9 protein-coding genes are annotated in these 12,121 nt (G+C 67.9%); 4 read left to right on the top strand and 5 right to left on the bottom strand.

The annotated features are described in order from the left end of the window. Positions 1-18: 18 nt before the first annotated feature. Both DIE15_RS05555 and DIE15_RS05550 read right to left on the bottom strand, forming a co-directional pair. Complete coding sequence (locus DIE15_RS05555) at positions 19-1,203, bottom strand: amidohydrolase family protein (protein ID WP_057925714.1); 1,185 nt, start codon at positions 1,201-1,203, stop codon at positions 19-21. Positions 1,204-1,271: 68 nt separating this feature from the next. Then, a complete protein-coding gene (locus DIE15_RS05550) occupies positions 1,272-2,471 on the bottom strand; it encodes an amidohydrolase family protein (RefSeq protein ID WP_124832606.1) in 1,200 nt (399 codons plus the stop codon). Between the two features lie 529 nt (positions 2,472-3,000). Between DIE15_RS05550 and DIE15_RS05540 the strand changes: the two genes are divergently transcribed. Continuing rightward, the gene (locus tag DIE15_RS05540; protein WP_057925530.1) at positions 3,001-3,615 is read left to right on the top strand and encodes a glycine zipper 2TM domain-containing protein; all 615 of its coding nucleotides are present in this window, start codon (positions 3,001-3,003) and stop codon (positions 3,613-3,615) included. Between the two features lie 279 nt (positions 3,616-3,894). Then, positions 3,895-4,401 carry a GNAT family N-acetyltransferase gene (locus DIE15_RS05535; protein WP_124832604.1) on the top strand — a complete coding sequence of 169 codons (507 nt, stop codon included), beginning with the start codon at positions 3,895-3,897 and terminating at the stop codon, positions 4,399-4,401. A gap of 71 nt (positions 4,402-4,472) precedes the next feature. Here the strand turns inward: DIE15_RS05535 and DIE15_RS05530 are convergent, their stop codons facing one another. Next, positions 4,473-6,470 carry a glycosyl hydrolase family 28 protein gene (locus tag DIE15_RS05530; RefSeq protein WP_124832603.1) on the bottom strand — a complete coding sequence of 666 codons (1,998 nt, stop codon included), beginning with the start codon at positions 6,468-6,470 and terminating at the stop codon, positions 4,473-4,475. Between the two features lie 547 nt (positions 6,471-7,017). On the opposite strand from DIE15_RS05530, the gene DIE15_RS05525 reads away from it, so the two are divergent. Then, a complete protein-coding gene (locus tag DIE15_RS05525; RefSeq protein WP_124832602.1) occupies positions 7,018-8,376 on the top strand; it encodes an aspartate aminotransferase family protein in 1,359 nt (452 codons plus the stop codon). A 58-nt stretch (positions 8,377-8,434) separates the two neighbouring features. On the opposite strand, the gene DIE15_RS05520 is transcribed toward DIE15_RS05525, so the two are convergent. Further along, positions 8,435-9,730, bottom strand: a complete 1,296-nt coding sequence (locus tag DIE15_RS05520) for a serine hydrolase (protein WP_124832601.1) — start codon at positions 9,728-9,730, stop codon at positions 8,435-8,437. A 119-nt stretch (positions 9,731-9,849) separates the two neighbouring features. Here DIE15_RS05520 and DIE15_RS05515 point away from each other — a divergent pair, with 119 nt between their 5' ends. Continuing rightward, positions 9,850-10,902, top strand: coding sequence for an RNA-guided endonuclease TnpB family protein (locus DIE15_RS05515; protein WP_057925525.1), 1,053 nt, complete (start codon positions 9,850-9,852; stop codon positions 10,900-10,902). Between the two features lie 13 nt (positions 10,903-10,915). On the opposite strand, the gene DIE15_RS05510 is transcribed toward DIE15_RS05515, so the two are convergent. Beyond that, positions 10,916-12,115, bottom strand: a complete 1,200-nt coding sequence (locus tag DIE15_RS05510) for a serine hydrolase (protein WP_057925524.1) — start codon at positions 12,113-12,115, stop codon at positions 10,916-10,918. Positions 12,116-12,121: the final 6 nt, after the last annotated feature.

Genomic DNA, 12,121 nt, shown 5'->3' with positions numbered 1-12,121 from the left:
CGCGATGCGGTGCCCGGCTCAGACCAGCGCGCCGTTGCGCGCGACGATCTTCCCCGCCGACACGACGAGCCGCCGCGTCGGCCGCGCGACGACGGCCTCGGCGAACGTCAGCGCATCGACGAGCACGACGTCCGCACGCTTGCCCGCCTCCAGACCGTAGTCGGCGAAGCCGCAACCGCGCGCCGCGCCGTGCGTCACGCAGTCGAGCGCGACTTCGAGCGCGTCGTCGCGGCGGAAATCGTTGCGCATGCCGATCAGCATCGCGCGCTCCAGCATGTCGGGCGAACCGTACGGCGTCCACGTATCGCGCACGCCGTCGTTGCCGCCGATGACCGTCACGCCGGCCGCGCGGCAGGCAACGACCGACGGCACCGGCACCGCGGCCGGCGCGGTCGTGACGATCGCGACGCCGAGTTCGGCCATCCGCGCGAGCAGCGCGTCGCGCTCGCGTTCGGCGATGTCGCCAAGGCAGAAGCCGTGGCTGATCGTGACCTTGCCCTGCATGCCGAGCGCGGCCGTGCGCTGCAGGATCAGGTCGAGCGAATAAGCCCCCATCGACCCGCGCTCGTGCAGGTGCAGGTCGAGCCCGCGGCCGTGGCGCTCGGCGATCCCGAACAGCACGTCCACCGCCTCGACCGGATCGCCTTCGATCGCGCACGGGTCGAGGCCGCCGAGCAGGTCGGCGCCCGCGCCGAGCGCGTCGGACAGCAGCGCGGCCGTGCCGGGGCGCTTGAGCACGCCCGACTGCGGAAACGCGACGATCTGGATCTCCACCTGGCCGCGCAGCGTCTCGCGCGTCGCGAGCACGCCGTGCAGATGCCGCAGCCCGGCCTCGGTGTCGACGTCGACGTGCGTGCGGATGCGCGTCGTGCCGGCCGCAAGGAACGCGCGCGACAGCGCAAGCGACGCGGCGCCCGCATCGTGGCCGCTCGTCGCGCGGTAGTGGCGCTCGTTCTCGATGCGGTCGACGAGGCGCGGCCCCACCGCGTTGCGATACCACGGCATCCCCCAGTGGGTCTTGTCGAGGTGCGTGTGGCCTTCGACGAGGCCGGGCAGCGCAAGTGCGAGCGCGCCATCCTCGATCGCGCAGCCGGCGGGTGCGGCGAGCGACGGCCCGACGCGCGCGATGCGCTCGCCTTCGATCAGGATATCGAGCGCTTCGTCGGCGTGGGTGCGGACGTTGCGGATCAGCAGGTTCGTCATGTCGGTTCCAGTGTGGTCGGTCAGTGCAGGACCGTCACGATGCACGCACCGCGACGGCAATCAGGTCGTCATCGCGTGAAACGCAGCGCCGGTGCGAACGGCGCACCGGTGTCGCTTTCGCCGCGGCGGAACACCCAGCGTTCGGCCGGCACGCCGGCGACGGCGGCCGCCGCATTCGGTGCGCGCACCGCGACGAAGCTCGCGTCGCAGCCGACCGCGATACCGTAGTTGTCCTTGCCGATCGCACGCGCGCCGGCGTGCGTCGCCATGTCGAGCGCGATGCCGAGCGCTTCGTCGGTGTAAAAGCCCGAGCGGTAGCCGACCATCATCGCGCGCTGCAGCATGTCGCCGTTGCCGTACGGCCACCAGGCATCGCGAATGTTGTCGTTGCCGGCAAATACGTGCACGCCGGCATCGCGCAGCTGCTGTACCGGCGGGAATGCACAGTCGCCCGGCGCGTTGGTCAGGATCGACACGCCGGCGTCGGCGAGTGCCGCGGCCGCACGCTCGACGTCGCCATGGCCGACCTGGCCGAGCGCATACGCATGGCTCACGTTCACGCGGCCGCCAAGCCCCGCCGCGCGCGTGCGCGCCGCGATCCGCAGCAGTTGCGCGATGCCGGTCGCGCCCGGTTCGTGCAGGTGGATGTCGATCTTCGCGCCGCGCTTCTCGGCGATGCCGAACACGATGTCGAGCTGGCCGTCCGCGTCGCCGTCGAGCGTCGTCGGGTCGATCCCGCCGACCACGTCCGCGCCTTCGCGCACGGCCGCGTCGAGGATCGCGGCGGTGCCCGGGCACGTCACCACGCCGGCCTGCGGGAACGCGACCAGTTCGATGTCGACGATCCCGCGCCACTGTTCACGCGCGGCCATCACGGCCTGCAGGTTCGACAGGCCCGTCGTCGCGTCGACGTCGACGTGGCTGCGCATCGCGATCGTGCCGAACGCGGCGGCCTGCGCGATCAGCGCATTCGCGCGCTCGACGATCGGCGGCGCGGCAGCGAGCTGGCGCTTCTCGACCGCGAGCCGCTCGCGCAGCGAGCCGACCGGTTCGTGCGGCACCCAGCGGTCGCCGACGAAGCTCTTGTCGAGATGGATGTGGCCGTCGACGAAACCGGGCAGCACGACGCGCCCGCCAAGGTCGATCGTTTCCGCACCGGGCGCGGCCGTGCAATCGGCACCGATCGCGACAAAGCGGCCGTCATGGACGACGAGATTGATGGGCTGGCCGCCAGCATCGACGGCGTGGGTGAAGAAGCGATCGGTCATGACTCGGAATGGGTGGGCGGTCGCTGCGCGACGCCGGCACGGGCAGGGGAAGGAACCGCGGCCGACACGGCGCGACCGCTGGCAGGGAATGCGGTCACGATATCGGACGGGGCGACCAGTGGCCAATTAAATGTCGCGATGCCACGCATTCGATTTCGCGATGTGCGGCGCGCATGCCCGCCGGGTCTGGCGCGGTGACGGGGCGGGATCGCGGTGGGCGCGGTGGGCGCGGTGGGCGCGGTGGGCGCGGTGGGCGCGGTGGGCGCGGTAGAGGCAGCGAAAGCGGCGAAAAGGCCAACGACCCCGCAAGCGCGCAGCGTCACCGGAAGCAGGCACCCGGAGACCCGTCGCTCCGTTACCGTTGCTCACTTCAGCACCCCGCGCGGCCGGCGATTTGCGCGGCAACAGACTTTACACGTTGTTACCCGGCCGCACCGGACGCGCATCCGCCCTTTCCTTATACTCACGCCGAGTTCGCCACCCGTCCCGGAATTCGTCGGCGAACACGTTGCCGATGCAGGGAAACACCATGATGCGCATGCCTTCCACGAAGACCGTCCTGTTCGCCACGCTCGTCGCCGTGGCGGCGCTTCCGCTGACCGCCTGTGTCGCGCCGGGCTACTACGGCGCGCAACCAGGCTATCCGCAGCAGCAATACGCGACGCCCGGCTATGCACAGCCCGCGTATTCGCAACCCGGCTACGTGCAGCCGCAGCAACCGGCGTATCCGAGCCAGGCGCCGCAGTACGACCAATACGGCAACCCGCAGCCTTACGGCGGCCAGTACGGCAACGGCTACGGCACGCAATACGGCACCGTCGCGAACATCCAGCCGGTCAACGGCTCGGTCGGCACGTCGGGCGTCGCCGGCACCGTCGTTGGTGCGCTGGTCGGCGGCCTGGTGGGCAACCAGTTCGGCCGCGGCCACGGCCGCGATGCGGCCACCGTGATCGGCGCGCTCGGCGGCGCCGTCGCCGGCAACCAGATCGGCCAGCAGATGGGTGCGGCCCAACCGCCGAGCAGCTACCGGATCGACGTGCAGGTCAGCGACGGCTCGACGCGCTCGTTCGACGTACAGTCGCCGGGCGACCTGCGCCCGGGCGATCGCGTGCAGATCAACGGCAATCAGCTGTCGCGGTATTGATCCGGCTCGCATGCGCCTGAGCTGATCGGGCGCGTATCCACGATTTCGCGCGCTCCACGCCGTGCGCCGCTTCGGCGCGACGGCGGGCGCGCATCGCTTCATCCCCTTCCTTCAGGCAGCGCGGCACGCTTGTCGCGTACGGTCCTTCACCGTCATCTTCCGCATACGGTCGACGCTCGCGCGAGCAAACGCGTTTCGGCTTAGCATTGTCGATGCCCTGCCGCGCATCGCGCCGCAGATTCCGACCGCCCAGCAAATCGACAACGACAATCCCGGCCGATGATCACGATCCGCCTGCTCGACGCCGCCGATGCGGCGCAATTCCAGTCCGTCCGCCTCCGCGCGGTCGACACGTCGCCGACCTCGTTCCTGCCGACCCGCGCCGAAGAAGCCGGCGTCCCGGTCGACGAATTCGCGACGCGCATCACCGCCACCCATGAGCGCGCCGTGTTCGGCGCATTCGACGACGCATCGCTCGTCGGCATCACGGGCGTGCGCCGCGATGCGCGCGCCAAGGTCGCGCACAAGGCGACGATCTGGGGCGTGTTCGTCGACCCCGCGTATCGCGGGCGCGGCATCGCGCAATCGCTGCTCGACAGCGCGACCGCGCATGCGGCACAGGCGTGGGAATGCAGGCAACTGATGCTGTGCGTGAACGCGATCAACGGCACCGCGGAACGGCTGTACGCGTCGCAAGGGTTCGTCCGGTTCGGCACGGAACCGCGCTCGCTGCTCGTCGACGGACGCTTCTACGACGAACACCACATGGTCAAGACGCTGGCGTAACGCGTTCGCATTCAGCCTCGCGTTCGCGTGCATCGATCGGCCGCATGCGAACGCTCTCCTCCCCCATCACCTCACCGCGTGTCGGTGATCGTCGCATTGACCGCCTGCCCGGCGATCGTCACGTTCGTCAGCGTCATCGCGCTCACGTTGAACGCATAGATCGGCCCCGGCGACGTGACGGTCGGCGTGCCCGACGCGACCGGCGTGCCGAAGTCGCAGTTGCTGATCGTCACGCCGGAAATCGGCTGCACGGCGGGCGGCGGCGGCGTGCCGTTGTAGTCGAACGCGACCGGCCCCTGCGCAACGATCGCCTGGAAGCACGATGCGGTCACGCCGTTCAGCGTCACGTTGCTCGCCTTCACGTCCGAGATCGTCACGTTCTGCACGACCGGTGGCCGCGTGCGCACCGCGTCGTTCGCGGGCTGGTAGTCGCAGTCGAACGTGACGATGCCGCCCTGCGCGGCCGACGGATTGCCGGCCGCCGGCGTGACGACGCCGAGCGGCACGCTCGCGTTGATCGGGCTGCCCGCGAGCAGCGCGCTGCCGTAGCCGCCGCCCTTCAGGTTCACGCCGTTCGGCAGCGAAACGCCCTTCACGTGGAAGTCCTTCACGTAGCCGCCGCGGTTCATGTTGGTCTTCACGCGAATCGCGATGTTCAGCGGGTTGGTCTGCCAGTTCGCGTTCAGCATCGACAGGTTGGTCGCGTAGATCTGCTCGACGCCGCCGCCCATCTCGCTGCCGAGCGTGATGCCGCCGTGCCCGCTGTTCATCGTGCAGTTGCGGATCAGGTGTCGCTTCGCGGGGCCGTATTCGGTATCGAGGTCCTTGCCCGACTTGATCGCGATGCAGTCATCGCCGGTGTTGAACGTGCAGCCTTCGCACAGCACGTCGGTACACGCATCCGGGTCGAAGCCGTCGTTGTTCGGACCGATGCTGTTCGTCGTCACGCCACGCATCACGACGTTGCGGCTCGCGGTCGGATGGTGCTGCCAGAACGGCGTGTTCTGCGTCTGGTAGTTCTCCATCAGCACGTTGGTACAGCCGATGAATTCGACCATGCATGGCCGCAGGTAGTGGCCGATGCCGAAGATGCGCTGCTCGACCGGCACGCCGGCCTCGGACAGCGCGGGCAGGTAGTTCTGGTCCTGCTGCCACGGCGTGACGGGCGACGTGAGCAGTGTGTAGAGCGCATCGGGGATCGCGGGTGCGACGATCCGCAGGTCGACGTTGTTCGGATTCGCGAACGACTGGCTCGGCACCGTCGCGCTCGCGCCGTATGCGCCCGACGAGCCCTTGTAGGTCCACCAGCACACGCTGCTGCTGCCAGAGCCGGAGAACGGCGTCATCGCCTGCCCGTTCAGTATCGACGTCGGCCCTTCGCCGGTCAGCGCGATGTTCGTCGCGTTGCGTGCATAGACGGGCGCGCCGTAGTTCAGGCAGTCGTTCGCCTGCCAGCGGCTGTAGTACAGACGGCCGTTCGCGCCGCAGTCGACCGGGCCATCCTTTGCATAGTCGGCCGGGTTCGGGCTGAAGTAGATCGTGCAGTGCGCGCTCAGGTGGAAATTGACGTTGCTTTGCAGCACGATCGGCCCCGCGCAGTACCAGTTGCCGGGCGGCACGACCACGCGGCCGCCGCCTTCGCGCACGCATGCGTCGATCGCCGCGAGAAATGCCGGACGCGAGTCGAATGCGCCGGGCGCGGTCGTCAGTTCGGAACCGGGGCTGACCGGCGATTTCGCTGCCGGGTACGGCGACGTCTGCGCGACGGTCGCGCACACGCGCGCGCCGTAGTGCGTGACGTCGAAGTCGCGCCTGCGGAACGCGAGCCGCGACACATGCGCGAGCGACGCGGCAATGCGCGCCGCCGCGCCATGCTCGCCCCACACGAGGTCGACCGCCGACGCATTGGACATGCTGCCTCCCGCGAGCGCCCGGGTGGCCGCGAACGGTCCGCCGAGCATGGCGCCGCCGGCAAGTGCGCCGGTCCAGCCGATGAAGTCACGGCGCGATACCCGCTTCGGCGAGCGGGACCGGGCCGACGAAGGCGAACGGTGGCGGTTGGCGGCCATGAGACTCCTTCAGTGTAGGGGCGTCGACTCGCGGGTGGCGGATCGCTATTTATACGTCGTCGTACTACATTGCGCAGTCTAGACGCGATCGATGCAGGACGTGTATTTGTCGTTTACCCTGTTTTTATTGATTGAATGCTCTGTGTGTGTGCGCACACTCACATTCATCCACGCTTTTTTAGAGATATGTTGTCGTATGTTTATGCGCAAAAATTTTGGCTGAAATCCCCAGCGGATGATGTCCACATCCGCCGGGGTGATTTCCCTATTCGCCAATCGCCGCTACCGGCGTGTCCGCCAGCTCAAGACCCGCCGAAGCCGTCGGCGCGAACATCAGCACCAGGTCGCCACGATCATGCCCGTCGGTCGACGCCGCCCCACCGACGGCCGGCGGGTGCGCGCTGATCCTTACGTTGCAGGCTGTCTTGAGATCAAAAGAACACTCCCGCGAATCCCTGCCGTCAATCCGGCTCGGTAGTTCCGCCTCTGTTCAGCCCCCTGCTGCCCGCGCTATCGTTTCCCCATCTTCACAGCCCAGGAGCTGCCTTTGCCTTCCCGCCACGGAGTCGACCTCATCCGCGCCCGCGCGCTGTTCGATCGCGAGCGCCAAGCGTTCACCGAAGCCATGCCGGTCTCCCGCGCGCTGTCCGCGGAAGCATCCGAGCACTTGCTGTTCGGCGTGCCGCTGCACTGGATGCAGGACTGGTCGACACCGTTCTCGCTGGTCGTGAAGGAAGCGCGCGGCGCGACGTTTACCGACGTCGACGGTCACCGCTACGCGGACTTCTGCCTCGGCGACACGGGCGCGATGTTCGGCCACGCACCCGAACCGGTCGCCCGTGCACTCATCGAGCAGGCCACGCGCGGCTACACGACAATGCTGCCGAGCAAGGACGCCGCGTGGGTATCGCGCGAACTCGCGCGGCGCTTCAAGCTGCCGGTGTGGCAATTCGCACTGAGCGCGAGCGACGCGAACCGCTTCGTGCTGCGCTGGGCACGCGCAGCCACCGGCCGCAACACGATCGTCGTGTTCAACGGCTGCTATCACGGCACGGTCGACGACGTGTTCGTCGATCTCGTCGACGGCCGCCCGGTGCAGCGCGACAGCCTGCTCGGGCAGTCCTGGGACCTGCTCGCGAACACGCGCGTCGTCGAGTTCAACGATCTCGATGCGCTCGACGCGGTGCTGAAGGATGGCGATGTCGCGTGCGTGCTCGCCGAGCCCGCGATGACGAACATCGGCATGGTGCTGCCGGAGCCGGGCTTCTGGGACGCGGCGCGCGCACTGACGCGCCGCTACGGCACGCTGCTCGTGATCGACGAAACGCACACGATCAGCAGCGGCCCCGGCGGCTACGCGGCCGCGCACGGTCTCGAACCGGACGCGCTGGTCGTCGGCAAGCCGATCGCCGGCGGCGTGCCGTGCGCGGTGTACGGGTTCAGCGCCGAATTCGCGGAACGCGCGAAGCAGGCAAAGCTGAACGCGCCGCCCGGCCATTCCGGGATCGGCACGACACTCACCGCGAACATGCTCGCGATGCATGCAATGCGTGCGACGCTCGCCGAAGTCGCGACCGACGCCGCGTACGCGCACATGTTCGAACTGGCCGCGCGACTCGCCACCGGGCTCGAACAGGCGATCGCGAAACACGGTCTGCCGTGGTGCGTGACGCGCATCGGCGCGCGCACCGAGTTCCAGTTCACGCCCACGCCGCCGCGCAACGGCACGATCGCGGGCGAACAGCTCGACAGCGAGCTCGAGCACATCGTGCATCTGTACCTGCTGAACCGCGGCGTGCTGATCACGCCGTTCCACAACATGATGCTGGTGTGTCCGCAAACGACGGCCGACGACGTCGACACGCTCGTCGCACAGTTCGACGCGTGCCTGGACGAACTGGCGTGATGTGACGAAAGGCACGTCTGGCTCGCCAGCACGCGCGAGCCGGACGCATGCACCCAAGCTACTTCGGCAGATCCGTCGGATCGACCTGCGTGCCAGGCACCCCTACGGAGCGTGCGCTCACTTTAAGCTCGTCGCGCAACGCCGCACGCGTATCGCCGCCACCCGCCCCCTGCCCCGATGCAGCACCGCCATCGAGCGCCGGCAGGATATAGCCGTTCACCATTCGCCGGAACAGCTTCACGTTCTCCGCATCGCGCAACCCGCCTTCCACCGGCAGCACGCCGGTCATCACGACCACCGTATTGCGCTTCGGCAGCACCGTGATGAATTGCCCCTTGAAGCCCATCGCGTCGAATTCGGGTTCGCTGTCGACGATGTTGTTGATCCACCAGTAGTAGCCGAAATGCGGCGACACGCGCGGCGACGTCATCTGCGCGATCCACGCTTGCGGCACCACCTGCCGCCCCTGCCAGCGCCCGCCGTCGAGCACGAGCATGCCGATCTTCGCCATGTCGATCGCGCGCAGCCGCAAGCCCCAGCCGGCCGACACGAGCCCCGTGCGGTCCGCGCGCTCCCACGCGGCGCGCTTCATGTCCAGCGGAGCGAACAGATGCGTCTGCGCATAGCGCTCGACGGGTTCGCCCGCCGCCGCGCTCAACATCGCGGACGCGAGGATCGGGTTCACGTCGGTGTATTCGAACGCGGTACCGGGCGCGACCTTCGGCGCCGCCGACGCGGCAAGCTTCAGCCGGTCCGGCGCGGTGTAGTAGATCGGATCGTCCTTCGGGCTGAAGTCGTAATGCAGGCCGCTCGACATCGACAGCACGTGCTTCAACGCGATGCCGCGCTTGTCGGCGAGCGCGCCGCCCAGGTCAGGGCGCCACGCGGCGAGCCGCGCAGCCACCGGCTCGTCGAGATGCACGGCCCCGCGATCGATCAGGATGCCGGCGACGAGCGACGTCACGGCCTTCGTCACCGAGTACAGCTCGTAGGTCGAATCGCGCGATGCGTTCGCACCGTAGCGCTCGAAGATCAGCTTGCCGTCCTTCACGACGAGCAGGCTGTACACGTCGAGCTTCTGCTCGCGGATCCAGCGCGACAGGTCGACTAGCATGCGCGAATCGACGCCGACGTCTTCGGGGGCGGCCGCCGCGATGCCGGTTTCATGCAGCGGCGGCAGTGCGTCGGCCGCGTGCGCCGCGGACACTACCGGCACCGACGCCGACGCCAGCGCACCACCGCCGATCAGCAACGCCGCAACCCGCGCGAGCAGCCGGCGCATGAAAAGCGCTGCGGGCCGCCGCGCGTCGGGATGCCATGCAGACGCATGGTCAATGACGTTCGTGATCCTCATCAGAATTTGCTCCGAGAGACCCCGCCATTTCCCCCAAGGGGACTTCCTTCGGGGCGGATGGCGGGAAGGAAAGGAGTGCTGTTGACAGACAGCTTCTTCCACGGGTTAGGATCAACGGCATGATCCTTGTCTACCGCTACCGCGTGAAGTCGCTCAACGGACTGCTCAACAAGCAGAGCCGTGCGGTGAACTACGTCTGGAACTTTTGCAACGATACGCAGAAGCATGCGCTGAAATGGAGCAAGAAATGGCCAACAGGCTTCGACCTGAATGGACTGACGAGCGGCAGCAGCAAGGAGCTTGGCATTCACTCCGGCACGATCAACGCGACGTGCGAGCAATACGCGAAGTCGCGCAGCCAGCACCGTCGGCCTTACCTGCGCTATCGCGGCAGGAAGTCGCTTGGCTGGGTGCCACTGAAGGGCCGAGACCTGAAGCGCGAGGGCGACGCGTTTCGCTTTGGCGGCAACACCTTTCGCGTGTTCAGCAGCCGCCCACTTCCTGAAGGCAAGATCAAGGACGGAACCAACTTTGCGCAGGATGCGCGCGGCCATTGGTTCTTGAACATCGTGATCGAGATACCCGATGTTCAGGCCCGCCCGATCCGTTCCGGTGTCGGCATCGATCTCGGCCTGAAAGACTTCGCCACACTTTCGACCGGCGAAAAGCTGCCTAACGATCGGTTCGGTCGATGCGCGGCCGAGAAGCTCGCGAAAGCGCAACGGGCGCGAAAGCACAAGCGGCATATCGCGAAGTTGCACGCCAAGGTGGCAAATGCCCGTGCCGATTTCCAACACAAGCTCGCGCTCGATCTGGTGCGGCGTTTCGATTACATCGCAGTCGGCAACGTGTCGGCCGCGAAGCTCGCCAGAACCAGGATGGCGAAGAGCGTCTACGACGCATCCTGGTCGTCCTTCCGGAACAAGCTCCGTTACAAGGCGATCGCGCACGGAGCCACGTTCGAGGAAGTGGACGAAAGCGGTTCCACCCAGTCCTGTTCGGCGTGCGGGTCGAAAGACAGCACGACGCGGCCGAAAGGTATCGCGGGACTGAGAGTAAGAGAGTGGGCCTGCCGTGACTGTGGTGTCGAGCATGATCGAGATACCAACGCTGCCGTGAACATTCTCCGATGCGGACGTGCATCGCCAGCTGTGGGAATCCTCCGCCTTTAGGCGGAGGATGACGTCAACAAATCTCCGGTGCGTCGTTGAACGCGGCGGCGCTACCGGGCACGCCCTTCGTCTGCCGGCTGCGCTCGAGTTCGTCGCGCAGCGCCTGCGTCGCAGCCGCGCTTTCGACCGGCGGCTGCGCGGGCGTGAGCGCCGGCAGGATGTAGTCGCCGACCATGCGCCGATACAGATTCAAATAGGTCGCATCGCGCAACCCGCCATCCGTCGGCAGCAGGCTCGTCATCACGACCACCGCGCGCTGCGCGGGCAGCACCGTGATGAACTGCCCCTTGAAGCCCATCGCGCCGAATTCCGGCGTGCCGTGCTCGACGACGTGGCTGATCCAGCAGTAGTAGCCATAATCGGCCGCGGCCGGCGACGGCGTCGTCATCTGCCGGACCCAGCCGGCCGGCACGATCTGCTTGCCGTTCCAGCGGCCCTGGTCGAGCAGCAGCATGCCGATCTTCGCCATGTCGACGGCGCGCAGCCGCAGGCCCCAGCCGCCCGCCACCGCGCCGGTGCCGTCGGCGCCGCTCCAGCGGTAATGCGCGAAACCGAGCGGCTCGAACAGCCGCTTGCGCGCGAAGTCGTCCTCGCGCTCGCCGGCAGCAAGCGACACGGCCGTGCCGACCAGCACCGGGTTTACGTCGATGTAGTCGAAATGCGTGCCGGGCGGCTGCGCGGCACGGCTCGTCACCGCCACGCGCAAGCGGTCGGGCGCGTCGTAGTACAGCGGATCGGTGCCTTCGCGCGTCGTGTAGCGCAGGCCGCTCGACATCGACATCAGGTGCCGCAACTCGATGTCCTGCTTGTCCGCGAGTTCGCTCGCGAGATCGGGCCGTGCGGCCGCGATCAGCGGCGCGACCTTCGTCGACGGGCCGAGCTTGCCCTCGCCGTCGAGGATGCCGGCAAGCAGCGCGGTGATCGTCTTCGTCACCGAATACAGCTCGTAGTTGTTGTCGCGCGTGAGGCCGTCGCCGTAGCGCTCGAACACGATCCTGCCGTCCTTCACGACGACGAGGCTGCGCACCTCCATCCGGTCGCGGCGCAGCCATTCGGACATCCGCACGAGCGGCGCAGAATCGACGCCGGCCGCTTCGGGCACGACGCTCGGCAGGTCCTGCGGCGCGCCGCCCGCGGCCTGCGCCGGGCCGCCGCACGAACCGGCGACGACGGTCGCCGCCACGAGGCGCCGCATTGCGTGGGAAAGGCTCATGACGCT

It is taken from the genome of Burkholderia sp. Bp9031, from assembly GCF_003857965.1.
GTDB classification, from domain to species: domain Bacteria; phylum Pseudomonadota; class Gammaproteobacteria; order Burkholderiales; family Burkholderiaceae; genus Burkholderia; species Burkholderia ambifaria_A.
Note: the sequence above shows the minus strand (reverse complement) of the source record. Positions and strands in the feature narration are given on the sequence as shown.